General features: G+C 70.1%; 16 protein-coding genes. 6 read left to right on the forward strand and 10 right to left on the reverse strand.

Annotated elements, in window-relative coordinates:
• The first annotated feature begins 6 nt into the window (after window positions 1-6).
• Complete coding sequence (locus OG252_RS09585) at window positions 7-1,389, forward strand: O-antigen ligase family protein (protein ID WP_266450543.1); 1,383 nt, start codon at window positions 7-9, stop codon at window positions 1,387-1,389.
• Between the two features lie 40 nt (window positions 1,390-1,429).
• Window positions 1,430-2,242: a 2OG-Fe(II) oxygenase gene (locus OG252_RS09590; protein WP_266450541.1), complete on the forward strand. Its 813-nt coding sequence runs from the start codon at window positions 1,430-1,432 to the stop codon at window positions 2,240-2,242.
• Between the two features lie 4 nt (window positions 2,243-2,246).
• Here the strand turns inward: OG252_RS09590 and OG252_RS09595 are convergent, their stop codons facing one another.
• The 6 genes from OG252_RS09595 to OG252_RS09620 are packed head-to-tail and all read right to left on the reverse strand — an operon-like array spanning window position 2,247 to window position 9,352.
• On the reverse strand, window positions 2,247-3,239 hold the full coding sequence (locus tag OG252_RS09595) for an NAD-dependent epimerase/dehydratase family protein (RefSeq protein WP_266450539.1): 993 nt from the start codon (window positions 3,237-3,239) through the stop codon (window positions 2,247-2,249).
• Window positions 3,236-4,288: a glycosyltransferase family 2 protein gene (locus tag OG252_RS09600; protein ID WP_266450537.1), complete on the reverse strand. Its 1,053-nt coding sequence runs from the start codon at window positions 4,286-4,288 to the stop codon at window positions 3,236-3,238. Before OG252_RS09600 ends, OG252_RS09595 begins: the two co-directional genes overlap by 4 nt.
• Window positions 4,285-5,484, reverse strand: a complete 1,200-nt coding sequence (locus tag OG252_RS09605; protein ID WP_329335232.1) for a hypothetical protein — start codon at window positions 5,482-5,484, stop codon at window positions 4,285-4,287. The genes OG252_RS09600 and OG252_RS09605 overlap by 4 nt, the downstream gene beginning before the upstream one ends.
• Complete coding sequence (locus tag OG252_RS09610; RefSeq protein WP_266450534.1) at window positions 5,481-7,070, reverse strand: polysaccharide biosynthesis C-terminal domain-containing protein; 1,590 nt, start codon at window positions 7,068-7,070, stop codon at window positions 5,481-5,483. The genes OG252_RS09605 and OG252_RS09610 overlap by 4 nt, the downstream gene beginning before the upstream one ends.
• Before the next feature lie 27 nt (window positions 7,071-7,097).
• Complete coding sequence (locus OG252_RS09615; RefSeq protein WP_329335235.1) at window positions 7,098-8,132, reverse strand: LCP family protein; 1,035 nt, start codon at window positions 8,130-8,132, stop codon at window positions 7,098-7,100.
• Window positions 8,132-9,352, reverse strand: coding sequence for a DegT/DnrJ/EryC1/StrS family aminotransferase (locus tag OG252_RS09620; RefSeq protein ID WP_329335237.1), 1,221 nt, complete (start codon window positions 9,350-9,352; stop codon window positions 8,132-8,134). Before OG252_RS09620 ends, OG252_RS09615 begins: the two co-directional genes overlap by 1 nt.
• A gap of 264 nt (window positions 9,353-9,616) precedes the next feature.
• On the opposite strand from OG252_RS09620, the gene OG252_RS09625 reads away from it, so the two are divergent.
• Both OG252_RS09625 and OG252_RS09630 read left to right on the forward strand, forming a co-directional pair.
• Entirely contained in the window at window positions 9,617-10,363 is a 747-nt protein-coding gene (locus tag OG252_RS09625; RefSeq protein ID WP_329335239.1) for a TetR/AcrR family transcriptional regulator, read from the forward strand.
• 435 nt (window positions 10,364-10,798) lie between these two features.
• Window positions 10,799-11,779 (forward strand): hypothetical protein, encoded by a 981-nt coding sequence (locus tag OG252_RS09630; protein ID WP_266450527.1) that lies wholly within the window; start codon window positions 10,799-10,801, stop codon window positions 11,777-11,779.
• 85 nt (window positions 11,780-11,864) lie between these two features.
• On the opposite strand, the gene OG252_RS09635 is transcribed toward OG252_RS09630, so the two are convergent.
• Entirely contained in the window at window positions 11,865-12,851 is a 987-nt protein-coding gene (locus OG252_RS09635; protein ID WP_329335241.1) for an aldo/keto reductase, read from the reverse strand.
• Between the two features lie 120 nt (window positions 12,852-12,971).
• Entirely contained in the window at window positions 12,972-13,634 is a 663-nt protein-coding gene (locus OG252_RS09640) for an NUDIX domain-containing protein (protein WP_266450522.1), read from the reverse strand.
• A gap of 206 nt (window positions 13,635-13,840) precedes the next feature.
• Here OG252_RS09640 and OG252_RS09645 point away from each other — a divergent pair, with 206 nt between their 5' ends.
• Both OG252_RS09645 and OG252_RS09650 read left to right on the forward strand, forming a co-directional pair.
• Window positions 13,841-22,195, forward strand: coding sequence for a type I polyketide synthase (locus tag OG252_RS09645; RefSeq protein WP_329335244.1), 8,355 nt, complete (start codon window positions 13,841-13,843; stop codon window positions 22,193-22,195).
• A complete protein-coding gene (locus OG252_RS09650; protein ID WP_266450518.1) occupies window positions 22,192-23,730 on the forward strand; it encodes a tryptophan 7-halogenase in 1,539 nt (512 codons plus the stop codon). Before OG252_RS09645 ends, OG252_RS09650 begins: the two co-directional genes overlap by 4 nt.
• A 147-nt stretch (window positions 23,731-23,877) precedes the next feature.
• Here OG252_RS09650 and OG252_RS09655 read toward each other — a convergent pair whose 3' ends face one another.
• Window positions 23,878-25,077 carry a right-handed parallel beta-helix repeat-containing protein gene (locus tag OG252_RS09655; protein WP_266450517.1) on the reverse strand — a complete coding sequence of 400 codons (1,200 nt, stop codon included), beginning with the start codon at window positions 25,075-25,077 and terminating at the stop codon, window positions 23,878-23,880.
• A 209-nt stretch (window positions 25,078-25,286) separates the two neighbouring features.
• A complete protein-coding gene (locus tag OG252_RS09660; protein WP_266450516.1) occupies window positions 25,287-25,490 on the reverse strand; it encodes a cold-shock protein in 204 nt (67 codons plus the stop codon).
• Between the last annotated feature and the right edge of the window lie 3 nt (window positions 25,491-25,493).

Raw genomic sequence — 25,493 nt, forward strand, 5'->3', positions numbered from 1 at the left:
CTGCGCATGCCGCAGGAGCAGTCCACCTCGGTGCTGATCATCGGGATCCTGGCCCTGCTGGCCCTGATCCCCTGGGCGGTGGCCTTCCGCAGAGCCCACGCCTTCAGGGACTGGGACCTCACCGCGACCCTGGTCCTACTGGTCGGCGCGCTGGCCAACGCGGAGACCGCCGCATACGTGATCAGCTCGGGCCGGAAGGAGCGGTTGGATCCCCTCGGTCACGCCGTGATCGGATTCCCCGAGTCGGTGCACAGGATCGGCGTGGTCTCCAACGGCCTGCTGTTGGTCGCATGTGTGGCGTTCATCCTCTACCGGCTGCTGGTCGCCCGTGCCCGCCTCAACGGCGCACCGCTCATCGCCTTCGTGATCGTCCTGACCCTCTGTGCGTCCGACGGTCTTCACGGTCAGCCCTTGTGGACGCCGAGACAGCTCACACTGCTGGCGGTCCTGCTCGCGGCGGCAGTCGGGCGTCCAGGACGCTCCGCGTTCCTCGGCGGCGCCGCGGTCGCCATGCTGTTCACCGTGCTGGGCGGGGTCGAGGCGCTGATAGAACCGGCCAGCGTCATACGCTCGTGCCGCGCCGACAACGCGTGCAATGTTCTCGGAGTCCACTACGCGGGTGTCTTCACCAACGAGAACATCTTCGGCCTGCTGCTGATCATGTGCGTGCCCTTCGTCTGGCTGGGGCTGCGCGGAAGAGTGCGGATCTTCCTGGCCTGCTACCTCGCCTTCCTGGCAGCTGCCACCGGGAGTGTGCTCGCCGGCGCGGCGGCGGTCGCCACAGTGATACTGCTGGCTGTGCTGCGCCCGCGGCTCCCGGACGAGGAGCCCGGAGACGTCGTACGAGGTACACCCGGACGCAACCTCCTTGCCATGGCCGTCCTCCTCCCCACGGCCGTCATGGGCGTCGTCGTGCCGCTCCGCCATGAGTACTTCGGCGACCTGCGGCTACGCGCCGCCATCTGGGACATGGCGAAGGAGGAGTGGGCCCACTCGCCACTTCTCGGGTACGGAGGCAAGGCGTGGTCGGCCAAGTACCCGGAGGGACAGATTCCCGCCGCCGTATCCCCCTCGCTGCACAATCAGTGGATCGACGTGCTGTACGCGGGCGGAGTGGTCGCAGTCGTCCTCTTCGTCGCGCTGCTGGTGTATCTCCTGTTCCGGGACGGCGCCAGAGGGGTGCCCGCCGCGGCCTGTGTCCTGCTCCCTGTCCTGCTGGGCTCGGTTACGGAACGCCCCTGGGCCTTCGACATCAGCAATTCGCTGACCTTCGCGCTCCTCGCGGCCACGCTCATGCCGATCGGTGCCTGCCGCAGCGCCACGGCAAAGATGCCGGAGAGACACACGGCCGAGCCGGCCCCGGTGGCAGGCTCGCGCCCGGAGACATAGATTCGCAAGGAGAGCTGAACACCTACGGTGAGGGTGAATCATGTTCGACTCCTACTACTTCTCGGATGAGCACCTGTCGGACCTCGCCGACCTGCATCGCGACCGTTTCCGCACGGCCGAGCCGTTTCCCCACATCGTTCTTGACGACTTCCTGCCCGAATGGGTCCTGGACACGGTCCTGTCGGAGTTCCCCAAGCCCGGCGAGGTCCCCTGGAAGACATTCGAGCGAGCGACCTCGAAGAAGCTGGCAAGTGAAGGGGACGCATTCTTCGGGGAGTTCACCCGACACCTGCTCACTCAGTTCAACTCGGCCACCTTCCTTGGCTTTCTCGAGCGGCTGACCGGAATCGACGGCCTCGTGCCGGATCCGTATTTCGAAGGCGGGGGCCTCCATCAGATCGAGCGAGGTGGGTTCCTCAAGGTGCACGCGGACTTCAACTGGCACGAGAAGCTGCGCCTGGACCGCCGGTTGAACGTCATCGTCTATCTGAACAAGGACTGGGAGGAGTCCTACGGTGGCGCCCTGGAGCTGTGGGACAGGAAGATGACGCACGCCGTGGCGGACGTCCTTCCCGTGTTCAACCGCTTCGTCGTCTTTGCGACGACGGACTTCTCCTACCACGGCCACCCGGACCCGTTGGCCTGCCCGCCCGATCGGACCCGGCGCTCGCTCGCGCTTTACTACTACACGAACGGCCGCCCGGCGGAGGAACGCAGTTCCCAGCACAGCACCGTCTACCAGGCACGGCCGGGGGAACGCCAGGGACGCGCCCGCAGGGCCGTGGAGCGCGTGACCCCACCCGTCCTGCTGGACGCCGCGCGGAACGTCCACCGACGGGCGGGCTCTCGCTGAATGGTCAGAGCGCTCCTTGGTGCGACACATCAAGGGCACGTAGATGGTTGCTGTAACGCGGCGAGAGGTAGTCGTCATATGCGCCGTTCATCATCGCGTCGCGGATCTCGCGTACGCCGTCGACGACACGGAAACTGTTCGTGAACGAGAGCGTCTGTCGGATGAGGGAGAAATCCACTCGGTAGTTCCGCAGGTCCTGTACGTCCCCGAGGATGTCGGTCACCGATCCGGGGACCTCGTGCCGAATCAGTTCGGCGAGATCCTTGATCAGGTAGTTCTCCTCGTTCGAGCCGCAGTTGTACACCACGGCCTGCGAACCCGGCCTTCGTCTGAGGCACTTGAGGATGGCCGAGGCGGCGTCACGAACGTGGATGAAGGGCCGCCACTGAGATCCTCCCTGGACCACGATGCGGCCCTGTGCGAGGGCGCTGGCCGTCATGATGTTCACGGCCAGGTCGAAGCGCATGCGGGGCGACAGGCCGTGCAGGGTCGCGAAGCGCAGAATGCAGGGCTCCGGTCCGCCCCCGTGCGGCGAGAGGAGATAGTGCTCCGCCAGCACCTTCGTCTGCGCGTAGACCGACTGGGGGTTGAGGGGGGACCAGACGTCGACCTGTTCGCCCTCGGTGCTCCCGTAGTTGCTGCAGGTGGACGCGAAGACGATCCGCCCCACACCGAATTTCCTGCATGCCTCCACGACTCGGATCGTGCCCAGGTAGTTCGTCCTCATCGCCAGGTCCTCATCGACCCCGCACGCGGGATCTCCGACGATCGCGGCGAGGTGGACCACTGCCTCGACATCCGCCAGAGCTGTCTGCCAGGACGCCGGATCCAGCACGTCCCCCTGCACATACGTCACATGAGGCAGAGCGGCCCGCGTGTCCGTCACATAGCCGCTGTCCAGCGACACGACCTCGAATCCGCTGCGGGACAACAGGTCGACTACGACAGAACCCAGATACCCTTGCCCCCCGGTGACCAGAACCCGTGTGAATCTCATTGCCTTGCCTTCCGAGCGTTCCTTGCGTGCGCAGGGCGCGCGCGCTGTGATGTCGCCGTCTGACGAAGCCGTGCCGCAGCGGGCGGTGCCGACGGCGGGCCCAGCTCGTGATCGCGACGGAGCCACCGCAGGAACTCCCGGTGAACGGCGAGCGTGGCCCGCAGTTCCACGCGTTGTCCCCGCAGCGCCGCCCCGACCATCCGGGCCACCGGTTCCACGGACAGGCTCAGGGCCGTGATCAGCCACGCCTGGTACTTCGGCCAGTGCCGGAACATGTAACGGGTACGGCTGCACAGCAGCAGGTAGTGCCGCCACGGTCCGAGTTGAACCGAGCTGACCTGGCCGACGTGATGGACCCGTGCTTCCTTGATGTAGTACGAGGGCCAGCTCAGCCTCCGAGCCCGCAGGGCGAAGTCAACCTCTTCCAGGTACAGGAAGTAGCCGTCGTCGAAGCCGTTCAGTTCGGTGAACAGGGGGCGGCGTACCAGGAAGAACGCGCCTATGACCTGATCGACAGGACCGGAGCGGGGCACTTCCTCCGGTCGCATGTGATGAGTCGGGAAGAGAGCGGGCGCCAGCCGGTCGAGCCCTGTCATCCTGCCGACGTAGATGCGCGGGTTGGGGAACCTGGAGCAGGAGACCTGCGGGCGTCCCTGCTCGTCCACCATGTGTGCCCCAAAGATCCCGAAGCCTGCCGCGCCGGGCGTCCGCAGAGCCTCACCGGTGATCCGCAGGGTGTCCGGACAGAGCTCGGTGTCCGGATTCAGGAAGAGCAGGAACTCTGAGTCGCACAACGCCGCGCCCTGGTTGCATGCCCGGGCGAAACCATGGTTCTCGGTGTTCCTCACCCACCGGAGCGGCAGGCCTGTGACGTGAAGGTTCCAGTCGGAGCCGTCGCTCGACGCGTTGTCGACGACCACCACCTTGCCGACATGCAGCACGGACTGGTCGGCTCGGGCGATGGAGCGCAGACAGTTTCCGAGGTGGTGACCGGCGTTCCAGTTGACGATCACGATGTCGACGGTGAGGCGTCCGGGTGCGGTGCTCATGGGGACTCGGACCTCACTGCCGCCGCGGCTTCCCGCTCGGGTCGCCCGAGCGATTCGTCCAGCAACCGTCGAAGCGGCTCCAGGGTCCGGTTCCAGTCCAGTCGCCGTCCCTGTTCGTATGCCTCGTGGCTGACCGCGTTCCACCCGGCCTCGTCGTTCAGCGAGTCGACGACGGTGGTGAAGTTCTCCTCGGTGTAGGGCACCGATCCTCGGAGCAGGTCAAGGTGGCGCCGCCAGGCCGGGACCAGGACGGGCAGACCGTATGCCAGATAGTGCAGGTGTTTGGCCGAGAAGCCCTCTTCCCGGATCGGATCCCTCGTGCAGGTGATCAGTCCGAACTGATACTCGCTCAGGACCTCGGGAGACGCATAGCCGCGGTAGCGGATGCCGAGGGACGGGTTCGGCGGCGGGCCGCCGTAGACGTCGATGTGGGGGTACAGCCGACTGAGCCGTCCGAGCAGGGGGAGGTTGATGAACTGGCCGCTGAGGGACCCGACGTACGCCACGCGCGGCGGACTGGCGAACCGCACCCGTTCGGCCGCAGGGGTGCAACCCCAGTTGAGCTGGAGGAAGTTGTCCCCGCTGAGCCCGTAATGTGCCTGGGCGTACCGGCCGTAGGTCTCCCAGGAGAACGACAGGTGTTCCATTCCTTCCAGAAAGTCCTTTTCCCAGCGGCGGAACTTCCGGTGCTGCCGAGCGGTGAGCCGGCCTTCGTAGAACACCTCGTCGGCCCAGGGATTGGGGCAGTCATAGAGGGTCTCGGCCGCTGTGCCCGTCGTGAGCACACCGGCGTCGAACGGGGTCTCGCAGATGACGAGGTCGAAGTCGTCCAGTGCCAGATCGGTCTTGAGGATGCGCCGGCGCAGATGGTGGTCCGTCAGCAGCACGTAGTACGAGAGGTGACGTCGTCCAAGGCGCCACCGCCGGGTGAGCACTTTGGACACGACGTCGTTCGCGTACAGCGCCAGCTTTGCGGGGCGCGCGGATCCCGGGAGCATCCGGCCGAGGGAGCCAGCGGTGCTGGATGCCCGGGCCAGGCAGTTGGTGTCCGCCAGGTGCACGTCGTGACCGTGTTCGCGCAGGAACCGTTCGATGGCCAGGGGTTTGACGCTGTTCGCGTACCCGTCGAGCTGAGCGACGATCAGGACACGCTTGCCTTGCCGAACCCCGGGCCTGTCCAGGGTGGTTGGGGTCATGATGCCTCCTCCTTGACGGGCACTCGTTCCGGCGTGTGCGGAGCGTGGATGAGTTCGCGGGCCATGAGCGACCACGCGATACCGAGGCCGACCAGCACCGGGAGACCGGCCAGCAACAGCGGCAGCGCGCCGTGCCATCCGAGCCTCAGCATCAAGAGCTCTCCGAGACCGGCGGTGATCACGGCCGTCACGGTCGCCGACACCCATCGCCTCGGCAGGTGCCGGTCCCGCAGACCCGCCAGCCGCCGGCACAGAACGACGAGGTACAGGGAACCCGCGACGAGTCCGATCGAGGTCGCCATGACGACACCGACGACCCCGAACAGCAGGGTCAGCGGCACCGTGAGCGCCAGGTTCACCACCGTCGAACACCAGGAGTACCGGGTCTCCAGCCCAGGTCGGCCGATCGACCGGACGAAGCAGGTACGCATCCCGGTGAACGCCACCTGCACGACGTAGCCGACCAGCAGAACGGCGGCCACCGCTCCACTGAGGGCAAGCTCGGGGCCCAGCCACACCAGGACCGCCGGCCCCACCGCCGTGATCGTCACCGCCCCGTAGGTGAGAACCACGGGCAGCCAGCGGGACTGCAGGACGTGGAACTCCCGTATCGCTCCGGTGAGTCCGTGTGCCGCGTAGACGTGGGTCATTCGAGTCAGGATCGGGGGGAAGGCGTAGAGCGGCAGGCTGCGCAAGGCGTTGGCGGCCAGGTATCCGGCGGCGTAGATGCCCACGTACCGCACCGGCAGCAGCGCGGCGACCACCAGGGCGTCGATCTCTCCGTTGAGGAAGACGGTGAAGCCCGACAACTGCATGCGGGAGGCGTATCCGACGAACTCACGTCGTTCGGTCGGCCGGGGCAGCAGCGGTCGCCGGATGCGGATGTGGCGTGCCCCCGCGCAGAAGCCCCCGACCGTCACCAGCAGGTACCTGATCGTGGTCAGCACCGCGAGCAGTACCAGGTCCTGCCCGTCCTTGACGAACATCGTCACGGCGACGCCGTAGGTCAGACACGATCCTGCACTGACGGCCGCCAGGCTGCGGAAGCGGGTGTTCGCCTGGAGCAGTGCGATGGCGGAGTTGGAGATCAGGGCCAGGGTGAGGAGCGGGCCGAGAGCCAGCAGCAGGTGCTCGGCTTCCTCTGTCAGCGCTGGTGGAACGCTCAGTACGGATACCACCGCGGGGCCGATCAGCGCGGCGAGCCCGGTGACGAGCGCGCCCAGCGCGAGGAAGACCGCTACCGACCCGACGACCAGTCGACCCGTTCCCTCTCGGTTGCCGCGGGCTCCGTGGTAGGCGTAGAAGCGGGCCAGTGAGGCGCCGATTCCGCCGTCCAGCACGGTGAGGGTGGCCAGGAAGACCAGGACCAGTGACCAGACGCCGAACCGGTCCAGTCCCAGCCGATGGATCAGGTACGGCGTCAGCGCCAGGTTGGTCAGCAGCGGCGCTATCTGAGCAAGCGCGCTGAAGCCCATGCCGGAGGCGAGGCTCCGGGCCGGGCCGGCGGACACGGTGGCGCACACGTCCGCCGGTTCGCCCTGCCCCGCCGGGTTCGACGTGGCCGACTGGTCCGGGAATCGCTTCATACGGTGACGGAGGCGCACGGGACGGCCTCACTTCACGATGCCGGGCAGGCGCCCGGTCTCGAACTCTTGGCACAGCTGTCGCAAGCCGGCCCGGTCGAGAATCAGGACGTACTGGCGGTCGATCATGTCCGACCGGACGATCGGCGCGGTGGTGAAATGGGCGTCCGCGGAGTCCAGGTGGCGCAGTCCGAACACGAGGTCGCGCAGGTCGCCGTTGGACAGCCGGTGGTCGACGCTCACGGTGCGGGTGACGGCGTCGAGCATCCGGTCGACCTTCAGCGGGTCGGTGACGCTCACCTCGCCGCGGATCTCGTCGACGAGGGCCCGCAGGAACTGCTGCTGCCGTTTGATGCGGTCCAGCTCCCCGCCGGGCAGGCCGTGGCGCTGCCGGACGTAGGAGAGTGCCTCCTCGCCGTTCATGGTGTGGGTCCCCGCCTGGAAGCGCCGCCCCTGCTCGGGGTCGTAGGAGTTCTCGGACACGGCGATGGGCACCCCGCCGACCGCGTCGGTGAGTGACCTGAAGCCGTGCCAGTCGATGACGGCGAAGTGGTCGACCCGGGCTCCCGTGAGCTGCTCGACCGTCTGGATGAGGAGCGGAGGACCGCCCCAGGAGAACGCGGCGTTGATCTTCGCGTGTCCGTGTCCGGGGATGGGCACCCAGCTGTCTCGGGGTATCGACACCGTGTACGACGTGTGCTCCCCGGGGCCGAGATGAACCAGCATCAGGGTGTCGCTGCGTTGGGCGCCGACCTTCCACAGATCGGCTGTGGCGTCGTCCCCGGTGGTGGGCTTCGCGGAACGGCTGTCGACACCGGCGAGCAGAAACGTGGTGCCCTCGCCGGCCTCGGGCCGCGGGCCCTGCGGGAAGACGTGGGGTATCCGCTTGACCTGGTCGCCGTAGTGCTCAGTGGCCCACCATGTGCCGCCGACACCGAGTCCCAGCACACCGAGCGCCGCCACCACCACGCATATCAGCAGGAACAGCAGCCCACGGTGCCGTCGGCGGCCTCTCCGGGGAGCCTGCCTCGGCGTCCACTGGTGCCACTGGCGGCGCGCGAACATCAGGGGCCCTCCGAGTATGGATGGACCATGACGCTGCGTGGCCGAGCCGGTCGGCTCACCTGCTTACGTGCTGCAGCGACCCTTCGAGGCGTGAGTCGGGCCAGCTCAGCGCAGACCCGGTCGACGGCTTGCTCGGTGAGGAGCGGGTGCAGTGGCAGGGACAGCAACTGTGGGAAGAGGGCGTCGGCTCCCGGAAGGCCGCCGAGCGGCATGAGAGCGGTGCGCCGGAAGTACGGCATGTGATGCAGGGGGATGAAGTGGACGGAGGTACCGATGCCATGCCCTGCCAGCCTGTCGACCAGTTCGCCGCGGCCGGTCGCGTACTCCTCCAGCACCCGCACCACGTACAGATGGCGGGCGTGCCGCCCCAGGGTGGGGACGTCAAGCGGCTCGATCCCGGGAACGGCCGCGAGCCTCGTCTCGTACTGTGCGGCCAGGGCGTGCCGCCGTCGCTGCCAGTCGTCGAAGTGACGGAGCTGGGCTCGCCCGATGGCGGCCTGTACGTCCGTCATGTTGGCCTTCAGGCCTGGCTCCTCGACGGTGTACTGCCAGCGGCCACCCGGCAGCGTTCGTCGCCAGGCGTCGGCGGACATTCCGTGCAGCCTCGCGCGGCGGATCCGCACGGCGAGTTCCGCGTCGTCCGTGGTCACCATGCCGCCCTCACCGATGGGCAGGTTCTTGGTGGCGTAGAAGCTGAAGCAGGTCGCTCTCGACAGACTTCCCACGGACCGGTCGCCCACGGACGTCCCCAGAGCGTGGGCGGCGTCCTCGACGACGTGCGTGAGGGGCAGTCCCGCGGCCTCCGCCAGCTCGGCCACCGGCGCCGGGGCCCCGGCGTAGTGCAGGACCATCATCGCCTGGGGATCGCCACAGGCGACGACAGCACGGGCGACGGTGGCCGGAGTCGGTGTCGCCGTGCGTGGATCGACGTCGACCAGCACAGGCCGCAGTCCGGCGTGCAGGATCGCGTGTGCGGCGCCACAGAAGGTCACGGCCGGGACCAACACTGCCCCACCGGCCGGCAGCCGCAGGGCACGCAGCGCCAGTTCGAGCGCCGCCGTGCACGAACTCACCGCGATGGCGTGCTCGGCCTCGACGTGTGCCGCGAACTCGCTCTCGAAGAGTTCCGTCTGATGACCGGTGGTCACCCAGCCGGAGGCAAGCACGTCCTGTGCTGCCCTCCGGGCCTCCGGGCTGATCCAGGTCACGGCGAAGGGCACGTCCGGCGCACCCGTGGGCTCCGCTGTGCGGGCATCGGTGGGAGGCGCACCGTTCAGGGCGGGCCGGGCACGATCGGCGGATTCTTGCCGGGGCCGGAGACGGTGGACTGTCATTTCTCGCTCCCGGTGGCTCGCGCGGCGGGATGGCGCCGCCGTACCTACATAAGACGTATATTTACGACGTATACGTACACTCTCCACCTGCGGGTGTATAGAGTCAACACAAACGGGACATGGCGCAGGTCGACCACTTGGAGGCGGGGCATGGCCAAGGAGCAGGCGAAAGCGCGCGGGAAGGGTGCCGGAGCCAGTCCGGCACGCCGCGCCAGCGACCGCGGCCGTTACGGACGGCTGAGCCGCGAACGCGTGCTGGCCAGCGCCCTGGAGCTGGTGGACCGGGAGGGCCTGTCCGCGCTGAGCATGCGGAGGCTGGGCGCCGAGCTCGGCGTGGAGGCGATGGCGCTCTACCGGTACGCGGAGGGCAAGGACGCCCTTCTGGACGGCCTGGTGGAGGCGCTGTACCTCGAGCTGGAGGAACGGCTGGCCGCCGTGCCGGGCACAAGCGCGGGGAAGGCTGCTTGGCGCAGCGAACTCCATCGCATCGCCACGGCGACGTACGACGTCTGCCTCTCCCATCCCCAGGCGGTCCCGCTGCTCACCACGCGCATGCTGGCGGTCCCGCTGGCCCAGCGCCCCCTCGCCGTCCTGAAGGACCACGAGAGGGTGCTCACCCTGCTCAGTGAGGCCGGTCTGGACGAGGCCCGTGTCACGGCCGCGTTCCGCGCCTACACCGCGTGGCTTCTCGGCTACGTGTCCGCGGAGCTGCGGCTGATGGTGGACAACCCCGAGGAGCCGGACCCCGGCTTCCGTCTCGGACTGCACCGCATGCCGCCGCACGAGTTGCCCCGGCTCCGGGAAACCGCCCCCGCACTCGCCGCACGGGGCGGGCCTGAGGGCCTGGCGACCGGGCTGGACGCGCTGCTCGACCGCTTCACCGCAGCGGCGGAGTGACGGGCACTGGACTTCACCGGCTCCGCTCGGTTGCCGATGCCCATGATGTCTGATCGCTCTCGTCGGTAACTGCCGTACAGACAGGCGGCCTTCGGCCGAGTAATTGGCCGGCGGAAAGACGTGGAAGCCGCCATCTCTGCGACATGTTCACGGTCCCCGAAGAGACAGCACCGATAAAGATCAATTCAGGGAAAGCACCTGGGAAACCCGGACTGGCGCTTTAGAAGACGTGAGGTAGAGTGCGCCATCGAGCAGCGCCGACCGTTATGATTGTTCCAGAGGCATGGAGTTCTTGGTTTGTTCGGAGCACAGAGATCACCGGTGGAGATACTCTCCAGTTCCAGCCCCATCTCCCGAAGGTCCATGTTGGCGATAGTGTCAATTCCCCTTCTGGCCGCAGGACTACGCCCTTCCCGCGACAGCGGCAAAGTTCTCGTGGCGGACTACCCCACGCCCCAACTGGCAGCCAATGCCGCCGCCGGCAAGCGCCTTGTCTTCCCGGCGGGCAAGACGTACACGGTCACTTCGCTGTCGATTCCGGCGAACTGCTACGTCGAGGGCAACGGTTCCACCCTTCGGTTCCCGGACAACTCCACCAAGTCGACCACTCAGAGCGATGAGATCCTGACGGTGCGTGGATCGGGCGTCACGATCGACAACCTCAAGTTCGACGGGCGTGCCGCGAACCAGGGAGCCACCTGGTCCCAGTTCCGCCACTGCGTGCGGATCCAGGGCAACGTCAGCAATGTGATCGTCAAGAACTGCGAGTTCAGGAACATCATCGCTGACGGCGTCTACGTGAACATCGGGAGTTCCGGCAAGAACTGCACCATCGGACCGAACAACAAGTTCACATCCGACTACTTCAATCGGAACGGTGTTTCCGTTATCGCCGGAACGCACATCGAGGTGCACAACAACACCTTTACCAAGTGCTCGCGTTCCGGAATGCCCGGTCCCATCGACCTTGAGCCGAACTCCTCCACAGACACCCTTTCCGACGTATTCGTTCACCACAACACGATCGTCGGCGGCTCCACGACCGGTACGGGCACGTTGCCTGGCATCGTTTACGGCGGCTTCCAGAACGCGGCAGCCAACAACATCAATATCCACGACAACGACGTCAGCGGAACCAGGTTCACGGACGGCATCCTGATCATCGGCATCAATGGCGGTCCGTTCAACGCCGCGAGGAACGTGAACGTCTTCAGCAACAACATCCACGACATCGGAAGCACGAACAAGTTCGGCGTCGGCATCAACTACTACATCGGCGCGAATGTGTACGACAACACGTTCAGCGGCATGCAGTGGGCTATCTACAACTACAAGGGTGCTCTGGGCGCTTCGACCGGTAACACATTCATCGGAGTGGCGACAGGCATCACCAATGACGATCCGCACCTTGCCTAGCTGAACACCTCGGGGAGATTTCCGGGCCACGCGGTCACCCTGGCGGGTGACCGCCGGGCCCGGTGAAAGGGTGCAGGTGTCGCCCTCAGTGCACCCCGTCCAACCGCCCCCGCTGCTCCTCCGTGAGCTCCAGCTCCACCGCTGCCAGGTTCTCCTCCAGTTGTGCCACCGACGACACCCCGACCAAGGGAATGATCGGCAGTGCCCCGCCCATCTGCCAGGCCAGGACAACCTGGTTGACGGTCGCGCCGGTTTCCCGGGCCACCTCGCGCAGGACCGCGAGTCGGGCCGGGGTACCCGGGTGGTCGTAACCCGGCAGAAGCGGTCGGTCGGGGCGCACGTACGTGCCCTTCAGGAGGGGTGAGTAGGCGACCATGGTCATGCCGGGCTCGGCCCTCAAGTAGCTGAGCAGGTCCGGTCCCGCCGCGCCCAGCGTGCCGTCGGGGAAGAGATCGCTTGGTACGTCGGTCCGGGGCCGGAGGTAGCTGTGCTCGTACTGGAGCACCTCGTACCCGGGCAGGCCGTCCGCGACCGCCAGCGTGCGGGCCCGTTCCACTCGCCAGACGGCGTGGTTGCTGACGCCGAGCAGGCCGACCGTGTCCTCCGCGACCAGGGAGGCGAAGCCTTCGACGGTCTCCTCCAGGGGGACGGTGTGGTCCTCGATGTGGGCGTAGAGGAGGTCCAGCTTCTCGACGCCGAGGCGCTCGCGGCTGCGCTCCGCCGACTCGCGGATCACCTTCGCCGAGAGGCCCTCCGGGTTGTCGACGTAGCTCGTGCCGGGGGCGAGGGGGCGGGCGCCGAGCTTGGTGGCGATGACGATCTCGTCGCCGATGCCGCGGCTGCGCCGCCAGCGGCCGAGGAGTTCCTCGCTCTGGCCGCCCTGGCCGCCGTCGACCCAGAAGGCGTAGTTGTCGGACGTGTCGATGAAGGTGCCGCCGGCCTCGACGTAGCGGTCGAGCACGGCGAAGGAGGTCTCCTCGTCGGTCCGGGAGCCGAAGAGCATCGCGCCGAGTGCGAGCACGCTGACCTCACGGCGGGTGTTCGGGTCGCTACCGATCGTGCGGTACTTCATGGTGTCCTCCCGTTCGTGCGCCCGCCTTCGGGCGGCACGAACGGGAGTCTTCATCTTCGTGCGCACTTCAAGTCAAGGGCTCGGTCCTACCGGTCTACCGCTCCTACCGGTCTACCGCTCCTACTTGCTGAACGGCCCCTCCAGTGCCGCCCACTGCAGCAGCATGATCGTCTTCGCGTCGGCGATCTCTCCGGTGCGGATCATCTCCAGGGCCCGGCGGAAGGGCAGTTCGAGGATCTCGATGTCCTCGCCCTCCTCGTCCAGGCCGCCACCCTCGTGGGTGTGGGTCGAGGGGCCGTAGGTGGCGGCGTAGAAGCTGACGCGTTCGGTGACCGAGCCCGGGCTCATGTAGACGTCGAAGACGTGCTGGACGTCGCCGATGGTGTGGCCGGTCTCCTCGACGACCTCGCGGCGTACGGCGATCTCGGGGTGCTCGTCCTCGTCGTCGAGCAGTCCGCCCGGGGTCTCGACCAGCAGGCCGTCGGGGTGGCCGTTGACGTAGACCGGGAAGCGGAACTGGCGGGTGAGCAGCACGGTTTCGCGTTCGGCGTCGTACAGCAGCATGGTGGCCCCGTTGCCGCGGTCGTGCGTCTCGCGCTCCTGGGTGCTCCAGGTGCCGTCGGCGTGCTGGAAGTCGAACGTCGTGGTGCGCTCGACGTACCAGTAGCTGGACAGGAGGGTCACGTCCCGCACCCTGACCCGCGGGTTGCCGGTGAGGTCCCTGCCGGTGCGGTCGAGTCCGGTGCGGCCCCGGCGGTCGGGGGTGTCGATTCCGGCGGTCATCGGACGCCCGCCGAGGAGGAGGGAGAGTGCAAGTTGGTCATGCCTGCTTTTACCATCCGGCACCATCCGGCACCGCCAGGACGTTCCGCAACGCCGGGCGCCCGAATCCTCGATCATCCGCTTGGCCTGCCCGTAGGCTCAACCACGTTGATCTGCAAGGGGTTTGACGTCGGCCGTGCTGCAACACGGGCCGGAGGGGCGGGTACATGACGCGCGACGAGCTGATCCGGCCGCTGCCGGAGCTGCTGAAGGACCACGCCGAGAAGTGGCCGTTACGGGTGGCGTACGTCGACGACGTACGCGGTGTCACCTATGCCGAGCTGGAGCGGCGCACCGGCCGGCTGGCCGCCCATCTCGCCCGGGCGGGAGTGCGGCGCGGGGACCGGGTCGCGATCTGTCTGGGCAACTGCGTGGAGATGGTGGAGAGCGTGCTCGCCACCGTCCGGGCCGGGGCGGTCGGCGTGCCGCTCAATCCCCGGTCCTCCGACGCCGAGCTCGGCCATTTCCTGGCGGACAGCGATGCTTCGGTGGTCGTCACCGACCCGGCGCACCTCGCCCGACTGGACCGCGTGACCCCCGGTCATCGCCGTACGCGCGTCCTGCTCACCGGCACGGGACCAATCCCGGAGGACGCTCCCGAAGGCACGGTCCTCTTCGCGGACGCGGCCGAGACCGAGACCGAGCACTCCTTACCGCCCCGGGACGACCTCGGGCTCGACGAGCCGGCCTGGATGCTCTACACCTCCGGGACCACCCACCGCCCCAAGGGCGTGCTGTCCACGCAGCGCGCGGCCCTGTGGTCGGTGGCGGCCTGTTACGCCCCGATCTTCGGCCTCTCGCCCGAGGACCGGCTGTTGTGGCCGCTCCCGCTGTTCCACAGCTTCGGGCACTCGCTGGCGATCCTGGGGGTCACCGCCGTCGGCGCGAGCGCGCGGATCACCGGCGAACTCCTGCCGCCCGGCGGCCTGTTGCGGGAGCTGCGGACTCCTCACGCAGCTCTCGGCGGCTCCTACACCGTGCTGGCCGGTGTGCCCGCCGTCTACCACCAGCTCGTGGCGTCGGCGGCCGAGGACGCCTCGCCCCTGCCGAGTCTGCGGACGTGTGTCGTGGCGGGCGCCCCGAGCGCGCCGGACCTGCGGCGGGCCGTGGGTGACCTGCTGGGGGCGCCGCTGCTCGACGCGTACGGCAGCACCGAGACCTGCGGCATGATCGCGGTGAACCGGCCGGACGGGCCGCGGGTCGACGGGTCCTGCGGGCCGCCGGTCCCGGGCATGGACGTACGGCTCGTCGATCCCGGTTCTGGCAACGATGTCGCGGACGGCGACGAGGGCGAGATCTGGGCGCGCGGGCCGAGCCTGATGACCGGGTACCACAACCAGGCCGAGGCGACGGAGGCCGCGCTGCGGGACGGCTGGTACCGCACCGGTGACCTCGGCCGACGCGTCGAGCACGGCCATCTCACGCTGACCGGCCGGGTCAGCGAGCTGATCATCCGGGGCGGGGAGAACATCCACCCGACGGAGGTCGAACAGGCCCTGCTGGACTGTCCCGGTGTGCGGGACGCGGTGGTGGTGGGCATGCCGCACGACGTCCTCGGCGAGGTCCCGGTGGCCTACGTCGTCCCGGGACCGGACGGGTTCGAGCCGCGGCGGGTGCTGGCCGCGTGCCGCACCCGGTTGGCCGACTTCAAGCTGCCCGTCGAGATCCGCGAGATCGCGGCCGTTCCGCGGACGGCGTCCGGCAAGATCGCCCGCCACGCGGTCCTGCCGGATCTGGCCCGGCCGGCCCCACTCTCCCCTGCGGCAGCGACAGCGACGGCCGCCGACGGAGCCCTGCGCCGGCGGCTGCTGTCCCTGCCACCCGAGGGCCGGGAACGCGCGCTGCGCGAGGCGGTGCTCGCGGAGACGGCCGCGGTCTGCGGCGGACCGTACGAACAGGTCGGCAGCGGAAGGTACGAACAGGTCGACGCCGACAGCCCCTTCACCGATCTCGGGCTGACCTCCGCCGGCGCCGTCACGCTGATCGAACGGCTCGGCGAGGCGACCGGCCTGCGGCTTCCCTCGACGCTGGTCTTCGACCACCCCACCCCGGCGGCCCTGGCCGAGCACGTGCACAGCACCCTCTTCACGCCGGTGCCCACCGTCCCGGCGCCCTCGGCCGCAGCGGCGCGCACGGACGATCCCGTGGTGATCGTCGCCATGGGCTGCCGCTATCCCGGTGACGTGCACTCCCCCGAGGACCTCTGGCGGCTGGTGTCGGAGGGCCGGGACGCGATCTCCGGCTTCCCCACCGACCGGGGCTGGGACCTGGCCTCCCTGTACGACCCCGACCCGGACCGCATCGGCACCTCGTACACCCGCAGCGGCGGATTCCTGCACCGGGCCGCGGAGTTCGACGCGGGCCTGTTCGGGATCTCGCCGCGCGAGGCGCTGGCGATGGACCCGCAGCAGCGGCTGCTGCTGGAAACCTCCTGGGAGGTCTGGGAGCGGGCAGGCATCGCCCCGGCGGCGATGCGTGAGAGCGACACGGGCGTGTTCGTCGGTGTGATGCACGGCGACTACTCCGCCCGCCTGACCCGGAGCGAGCTGGAGGCCCATCTGGCGCTGGGCTCGGCCGGCAGCGTGGCCTCGGGCCGGATCTCGTACGTGTACGGCCTGCGCGGGCCGTCGATCACGGTCGACACCGCGTGCTCCTCCTCGCTGGTGGCACTGCACTGGGCGGCGAAGGCCCTGCGCTCCGGGGAGTGCTCCCTGGCCCTGGCCGGCGGGGTCACGGTGATGGCGACACCCAAGCCGTTCACCGCGTTCAGCCGCCAACGCGGCCTCTCCCCCGACGGCCGCTGCAAGTCGTTCGCGGCCTCGGCGGACGGCACCGCCTGGGGCGAGGGCGCGGGACTGGTCCTGCTGGAGCGGCTGTCCGACGCCCGGCGCAACGGCCACCCGGTGCTCGCCGTGCTGCGCGGCTCCGCCGTCAACTCGGACGGCGCGTCCAACGGCCTCACGGCCCCCAACGGCCAGGCCCAACAGCGGCTGATCACCCTGGCGTTGGCCGACGCGGGGCTTCGCCCGGACGACCTGGACGCGGTGGAGGCGCACGGCACGGGCACCACCCTCGGCGACCCCGTCGAGGCGCGGGCCCTGCTCGCCACCTACGGCAAGGAACGGGCCGCGGACCGGCCTCCGCTGTGGCTGGGCTCGGTCAAGTCCAACCTCGGGCACACTCAGGCGGCCGCCGGTGTCGCCGGGGTCATCAAGATGGTGCAGGCCATGCGGCACGAGGAGCTCCCGCGCACGCTGCACGCCCAGACACCCACCCCGCACGTCGACTGGTCGGCGGGCCGGGTGGAACTGCTGACCGAGGCCCGCCCGTGGCCCGCCACTGACACCGGGCCGCGCCGGGCCGGCGTCTCGGCCTTCGGCATCGGCGGGACCAACGCGCACGTGATCCTGGAGGAGGCTCCACGGCCACCCCGCACGCGCGAGGCCCCACGGCCGCCCCGCACGGGCAAGGCTCCACGGGCGCCCCACGCAGGCGAGGCCCCGCGGCCACCCCGTACGGGGGAGATTCCGCGCCCGCCCAGTACAGGCGAGGCTCCACGCGCGCCCCACACAGGCGAAGCTCAACAGCCACCCCACCCGGGATCGACCGCCGAAGAGCTGCCCCTGGAGCTGCCCCTGCCCTGGCTGCTCTCCGGCGCCGACGAGAGCGCCCTGCGGGCCCAAGCCGACCGCCTGGCGGCCCACTTGGCGAAACACCCCGACCTGTCCGCGACCGACGTCGGCTTCACCCTCGCCGTGTCGAGGTCGCCGCTCCCCCACCGGGCTCTGGTGCCGTCCGGCGACCGGGCGAGGATGCTCGCCGCGCTGGAGGCGCTCGCCGCCGGCGCGAGCGCGGGGCGGGCCGTCGCGGATCCCGGTCTTCGTACGGCCTTCCTGTTCACCGGCCAGGGTGCTCAACGGGTGCGGATGGGCACGGAGTTGCGCGCCGCGTTCCCCGCTTTCGGCTCGGCCTTCGACGAGGTCTGCAGCGAATTGGACGGGCGTCTTGAGCGACCGCTGGGCACGGTGCTGTCCGCCGAGCCCGGTTCGCCGGAGGCCGCCCTGCTCGACCGTACGGACTTCACCCAGGCCGGTCTGTTCGCCTTCGAGGTGGCGCTGTTCCGGCTGCTGGAGTCCTGGGACGTGCGCGCCGACTTCCTGGCCGGCCACTCCGTGGGGGAACTGGCGGCGGCCCATGTCGCCGGAGTGCTGGACCTGGCCGACGCGGCGGAACTCGTCGCGGCCCGGGGCCGGTTGATGCACGCCCTGCCCGAGGGCGGGGCGATGGTGGCACTGCACGCGACGGAGGAGGAGGTCCTCGCCGCAGCCGCACTGCCGGAGCTCGGCGGCCTGCGCGACCGGGTGGCGATCGCCTCCGTCAACGGGCCGCGTTCCGTGGTGATCTCGGGCGTCCGGGAGGCGGTGCTCGCCGTCGCGGCCGGGTTCGAGGCGCGCGGTCGAAGGACCGTACGTCTGCGGGTCGGCCATGCCTTCCACTCGCCGCTGGTGGAACCGATGCTCGACGACTTCCGCCGTGTCGCCGAGGAGCTGTCCTTCCGGCCGCCGCGGATCCCGGTGGTCTCGGCCGTGTCGGGCCGCCTGGCCGAGGCCGGGGAGCTGTGTTCGCCGGAGTACTGGGTACGGCACGCCCGCCTGCCGGTGCGGTTCGGCGACGCCGTGCGGTGGCTCGGGGATCATGGGGTGTCGGCGTTCCTGGAGGTCGGCCCGGGTCCCGCGCTCACCGCCGCGGCCGAGGACTGTCTGACGGGGTCGGACGACGAGGGCCCGGCCCCCCTGTGCGCCGCGGCGACGCGTGGCGGCGAGCACGAGCCCAAGACGCTGCTGTCCGCCGTGGCCCGGCTGCAGGTGCGCGGGGCGCGCGTCGACTGGCCCGCGGTGTTCGCGGGCACCGGTGCCCGGCGGGTGGACCTGCCGACGTACGCCTTCCAGCGCCGGCGGTACTGGCTGGACGCACCGCGCACTCCCGGCCCCGCCGCGAACCCCGACGAACACCCGCTGCTGGGCCCGGCGTTCGCCGTGCCGGACACCGACCGGACGGTGTTCCCCGGTCTGCTCTCCGCCGCGACCCACCCCTGGCTCGCCGACCATGTGATCGCCGGTACCGGCCTGGTCCCGGCGACCGCGTTCGTGGAGATGGCCGTACGGGCGGGCGACGAGGTCGGGTGCGGCGCGCTCGACGAACTCGTCGTCCTGGCCCCGCTGATCCTGCCCGCGGCCACGGGCGTACGCGTCCAGGTCGTCGTGGGCGCGGCCGACGAAGGCCGGCGCCAGGTCGACATCTACGCCCGGCCCGCCTTGGACGACGCCGAACCCGCCTGGACCCGGCACGCCACCGGGGTACTCGGCGGGACTCAGACCCCTCAGCCGGAGCCGGAGCTCGCGGTGTGGCCGCCACAGGGCGCCGTCGAGGTCGACCTCGACGGCGCGTACGACAGTCTCACGGACGGCGGCCTCGCCTACGGCCCGGCCTTCCGGGGCGTACGGGCGGTCTGGCGGCGCGGCAACGAACTGTTCGCGGAAGTCCGCCTGGCCGAGGCGGAGTTGGCGTCCGCCGACCGGTTCGGCCTGCACCCGGCGCTGCTGGACGCGGCACTGCACGCCCCGCTGCTCGCGGGCTCCGCATCCGAGTCCGACGCGCTCCGGGTGCCGTTCGCGTGGAACGGCGTACGCCTGTACGCGGCCGGTGCGTCGGACGTACGCGTACAGGTCGTCCCGGACGGGACGGACACGGTCTCCGTGACCCTCGCCGACCCGACCGGGCGCCCGGTGGCGCGGGTGGGCTCCCTGACCACCCGGGAACTCCCGGCCGACACGGCCCTGCCGGCGGCCGAGGTGGTACGACGCGCTTTGCTGCGCCCCGAGTGGACCACCGTCGAGCCGCCCGGCGGTGAGCGGCAGCGGGTGGACACCCGGCGCTGGGAGCTCGCGGGCCCGGACGACCTGGATCTCGGCGAGCTGCTGCCCGACGCCGTGGCTGCCGGGGCTCTCGAGCCGGACACCGTCGTCGTCACGGCTGTCGGCGGCCCGGTGACCGATGCCGATCCGCCGGCCGCCGTCCGCCTGCTGACCGGCAGGGTGCTCCGTACCCTCCAGGACTGGCAGGACGACCCGCGGACGGCGGGCTCCCGCCTGGTGGTGGTGACGCGGGACGCCACCGCGCCGGACCCGGATCCGGCCGGGGCGGCCGTGTGGGGGCTGGTGCGTGCCGCACAGGCGGAGCTGCCGGGGCGCGTCGTGCTCGTCGACGTGGACGGTCGGCCCGAGTCACTGCGACTGCTTCCGGCGGCGGTGGCCACCGGAGAGACTCAACTCTCGTTACGAAGCGGGCAGTTGACGGTGCCGCGCCTCGTCGGGCTCGGTGAACTGCCCCTCTCTAGCGGCGCCTTCGGCCCGGACGGCACGGTCCTGATCACCGGCGGTACCGGGGCGCTGGGCGCGGAACTCGCCCGCCATCTCGTCACCTCGCACGGCGTACGGCACCTGCTGCTCACCGGGCGTCAGGGGCCCCAGGCGCCGAACGCCGAGGAACTGCGCCGCAGCTTGGAGGAGTTGGGCGCCGAGGTGCGGATCGTGGCCTGTGACGCGGGTGATCGCGCCGCGCTGGCCGAGGTGATCAAGGGCTGTGCGCCCGCGCTGACCGCCGTGGTCCATGCCGCCGGGGTACTGGACGACGGCGTGCTGGCGGCGCTGACTCCCGAGCGGATGGCCGCGGTGCTCCGGCCCAAGGCGGACGCGGCCTGGCATCTGCACGAGCTGACCCGGGATCTGGATCTGTCGGCGTTCGTCCTGTTCTCCTCCGTGTCCGGCCTGCTCGGTCGCGCCGGTCAGGGCAACTACGCGGCGGCGAACTCCTTCCTGGACGCCCTGGCCCGCCACCGCGCCCAACTCGGCCTGCCCGCCGTGTCCTTGGCGTGGGGGCCGTGGGAGCACGGGGGCGGCATGGCCGGTGCGGGCTCCCCGAGCCGAAGTACCGGTGACGTGCTCCGGGCGGTCTCCGTGCGGCAGGGCCTGGCCCTGTTCGACGCGGCGCTCGGCGCGGGTGAGCCCGTGCTGGCGCCGATTTTGCTGGACCGGGACGCCCTCCGGTCCGCCCGAGGGCCCCTGCCGCCGCTCCTGCACGGACTGCTGCGCCCGCGCAGGCCTGCCGCCGGCACCGGGGACGCCGGTACTGGGGATGCCGGTACCAGTTCCGCGCCCGGTACGGAACAGACCTGGGAGCCGGGAGCCTGGCGCATGGTGCTGTCCGCGCTGCCCGCCGCCCAACGGGAGGAGAGGCTCGCGGAGTTGATGAGCGCCGACGTGGCGGCGGTGCTCGGATACCCGAGCGCGGACGCGCTTCCGGTCGGCAAGTCCTTCGCCGAGCTGGGCTTCGATTCGCTGATGGCGGTCCAGGTCCGCAACCGGCTGAGCATGGCCCTGCGGCTCAGGCTGTCCGCCGCCGTGGTGTTCGAGCACCCGACGGCCCAGGGACTGGCCCGCCACGTACTGGGTCTGCTCGACGACCTGCCCGAGGCCGCACCGGACCACGACCAGGACCAGAACCCGGACCCGGACCCGGACCAGAACCCGGACCCGGACCGCGCATCGGCGGACGACCGACCCCCGCAGACCCTCTCCTCGCTCTACCGGCGGGTCTGCGAGGCCGGTCAGGTGGTCGCCGCGATGCACATGCTGGTCACGGCGTCCTGGGCGGTGCCGACCTTCGACCGGGCCGACAGCCGGAAGCACGCCCTGCCTCCGCTGCGGCGCGCCGAGGGCTCCGGGGAGCGTCCGGTGCTGGTCTTCTTCACCGGGTACCACCCGCCCTTCGCGGCCCCGGGTGGTGAATTCGCCCGGTTCCACGCTCACTTCCAGGGAGAGCGGGACATCCTCGAACTCCCGCACCCGGGCATCGGGGCGGGTCCTGCCGTGCCGGCCGACCGGGACACGCTCGCCAGGACCCACGCGGAGACGGTGCTGCGGCACGTCGGCGACCGGCCCTTCGCGGTCGTGGGCATGTGCACCGGGGGCGCCGTCGCCCACACGGTGACCCGGCGGCTCGAAGCCATGGGGAGGGCTCCCGTCGGTCAGGTGCTGCTCGACACGTACCTGATCAACGACGGCAACAGCGACAAGGACTGGCTGCTGTCCCTGCCGGCCGTCATCGCGCCGCGCCTGGGCGGCAACCAGTTCACCGGCGACGAGGACACCGGGGTGGCGGCGCTGGGCGCGTACACCCGCATGTTCCTCGACTGGGATCCGGAACCGGTCGGCACCCCGACCCTGCTGGTACGGGCCACGCAGCCGACGCCCGAGATGGTGGCGAGCGCGGACCCCGACGAGTGGCGGACGTCCTGGCCGCTGCCGCACGCCCACGTCGACGTTCCCGGCGACCACTTCTCGTTCATGCAGGACCACACCCCGACCACGGCGGCGGCCGTCCGCACCTGGATCGACTCGCTCGACCGCACGGACGCTCCGCCGACGCCGACGCCGACGCCGACCGCAGAAGGAGAACAGTGAACCCCACCGATGAGCGGACGGCGGTCGAGGAGTTCGACGTCGTCGTCGTGGGCGGCGGCCCGGCCGGGTCGACCGCCGCCACGGCCGTCGCCCTGCGGGGCCACCGTGTCCTGCTGCTGGAGCAGCAGACGTTCCCCCGCTACCAGATCGGCGAGTCACTGCTCCCGTCCACCGTGCACGGGGTGTGCCGGATCCTGGGCGTCGAGGAGGAGGTCGCGCGGGCGGGCTTCAAGACGAAGCGCGGCGGAACCTTCCGCTGGGGCCGGAACCCGGAGCCGTGGCAGTTCTCCTTCGCGCTGTCTCCCCGGCTGGCCGACCCGACCTCCTTCGCCTACCAGGTCGAACGGTCCCGGTTCGACAAGATCCTCCTGGACAACGCCCGCCGGGTCGGCGTCGACGTACGGGAGGGCTGCCGCGTCAAGGGCGTGCTCGCCGACGAGGAACGCGTCCGGGGCGTCAACTGGACCGGCCCTTCCGGGGAGATCCGCGAGGCCCGGGCCCGGTACGTCGTGGACGCCTCCGGCAACGGCAGCCGGATCCACGGCGAGGTCGGCGGCAGCCGGACGTACTCCGACTTCTTCCGGAACATCGCGGTGTTCGGTTACTTCGCCGGAGGCGCGCGGCTCCCGGAACCGAACGACGGCAACATCTTCTGCGCCGCCTTCGACGAGGGCTGGCTCTGGTACATCCCGCTCCGGGACGACCTCACGAGCGTCGGAGCGGTGGTGAGCCGGGAGAGCGCCGCCGCGATCCAGCGGGACCCGGTGACGGCCTGGCGCCGGCTGATCGACTCGTGTCCCGAGGTCCGCGACCTGCTCCCCGGCGTCCCGCAGGCCACCGAGGCGCCCTACGACCAGGTGCGCGTCCGCAAGGACTGGTCGTACTGGAAGACCCGGCTGTGGCGGCCCGGCATGGTGCTGGTCGGCGACGCGGCCTGCTTCGTCGACCCGGTCCTGTCGTCCGGAGTGCACCTCGCCACGTACGGCGCCCTGCTCGCGGCCCGATCCGTCAACAGCGGCCTCGCCGGGGCGCCGGACGAGAGCCGCCTCTTCGACGAGTTCGAGGCCCGCTACCGGCACGAGTACGGCCTGTTCCACGAGTTTCTGGTCTCCTTCTACGACATGCACCAGGACGAGCGGTCGTACTTCTGGAAGGCGCGCAAGGTCACCCACGTCGACACATCCGAACTGGAGGCATTCGTCGAGCTGGTGGGCGGTCTGGCCTCCGGCGACGCGTCCCTCGGCGGGCCCGGGCAGTCCGTGCAGTCCGGGCAGTCCGGGCAGTCCGGGCAGGCGGGCGCCCGGCTCGCGGCCGCCTCCTCGGAACTCGACGAGGCCGTGGCCCGGCTCCCGGACTCCGCCGGCCTGCGCAATCCGCTCTTCGAGGCCGCCACGATCCGCCAGGTGTTCCAGGAGGGCGCGGTTCTGCAGGAACGGGGCGTCTTCGGCGGCCCCTTGGAGGACGAGACCCCGCAACGCCCCGGTGGTCTCGTGGCCTCGGAGGACGGGCTCACGTGGGTGGATCCCGGCCGCTGAGGCTCCAGGGGCGGGACGGCGGGACCTGCGCCGGTTCCGGTCACGCCGGTTCCGGGAGGCGGACCTCCCGGAACCGGCGCCGCGCGGGACGGCATCGCCGCAGATCTCACGGCAGCTGCGCCGGCTGCGACAGCTGCCCGAGGTGCGTCAGACCGTGGCGCCCTTCACCAGGCGCGTGTTGCCGCCGCCGTCGTGCCAGTCGATCTCGACGCCGTCCAGGAAACCCGAACTGACCACGGTGTAGGCCGAGTTGGTCACGGACACCCCGCGCGCCGGGGAGGCCTGCAGTGCGCCGTCGTCGTCGTTCCCGGCGGTGACGAGGAGCCCGTCGGCCAGCACCTTGGCCGTGGTGCCGACCACCTTAAGGCCGGCGTAACCCCCGCCGCCGGCACCGCCGTTGCGGCCGTCGCGGGTCAGACGGCAACCGCTGAGCTGGAGGATGCCCCGGGCGTCCTTGTTCTCCACCTTGATGCCGTCGTACCCGTTGCGGTCGGTGGAGCAGCCGGTGAACTGGATGACTCCCGTCCAGCCCTGCAGCAGGAAGCCCTCCTTGGCCGTCCATTCGGCCCGGCAGCTGACGAAGTTGGAGTTGCCCGAGCCGGCGATCCACCAGCCGGGTCCGTCGCCTCCGAGGACGTACACGTCATGGAGGACGGAGTCGGTGCAGTTGTTGAGTGCGATGCCGAAGCTTCCCGACCACTGGACGGAGACGCGTTCGAAGTGAAGGCAGAACGGCGCCTGCGGCCCCTTGGGGACGTCCGTGTTGAAGGTGTTGTTGATGCCGACGCCGGTGACCTTGCGCACCTGGACGTCCCGCAGCTGGAAGTGCTGGATCTGACCGACGGCCCGGATGCCGTCGACCTCCGCCCCGTCGCGGGGCAACGCGCTGCCGTCGATGGTCAGTTGAAAGATCCTCGGCTCCAGCGCCCGGCGCGGATAGCCGCCCCTCAGCTGGTCGAGGATCAGCACCACGGCCACCCCGGTGAACCCCGGCAGCGGCTTCAGCCCGAACTCGGGGTCCTTCACGTCCCATTCGTTCTCGCCGGAGCCGTGGGTGCCCTGCAAGGTGACGGACGGCGGTATCCGTATCGGTTCGCTCGTACGGTACTGGCCCGCGGGCAGATACACGGTGTTGCCCGGCTCGCAGGCGTCCAGGGCCGCCTGGATGGCGGCCGTGTCATCGGTGGTGCCGTCGCCCGTGGCCCCGTAGGCGCGCACATCATGCCAGCCGAGGTCGTTCGGTCCGGGTTCGGCCGCCTCCGCCGCCGTCGCGCTCCCCGCCCCCGAGGCAACGGCGACGACCCCCGCCGCGGCTCCGCCCATGAACAGTCTTCGTGTGGGCTCCATGCCCATCCCCCTCTGGATTGATCTCTGGGTTGATCACTGAATTGATCTCTGGATTGATCAGAATCGATCAGAGTCAACCAGAAGCCAGCCTCCCGGGGGGCGCACTCTCCACTACCGAACCGGCGCACAAAAGAGGGCCGGCACCTGTCGGTGCCGGCCCTCCTCATGCGATCAACTGCGGCAGGTCGGGCCTGCCGAAAGACGCGTGATTACAGCGGGCGGACGCGCGAGGCCTGCGGGCCCTTGGGGCCCTGCACGATCTCGAACTCCACCTGCTGGTTCTCCTCGAGGCTACGGAAGCCGGAGCTGTCGATCTCCGAGTAGTGCACGAAGACGTCCGGCCCGCCCTCGGCCTGGGCGATGAAGCCGAAGCCCTTCTCGGCGTTGAACCACTTGACGGTTCCCTGAGTCATTGC

The sequence above is a fragment of the Streptomyces sp. NBC_01352 genome (assembly GCF_036237295.1).
Lineage (GTDB): Bacteria > Actinomycetota > Actinomycetes > Streptomycetales > Streptomycetaceae > Streptomyces > Streptomyces plumbiresistens.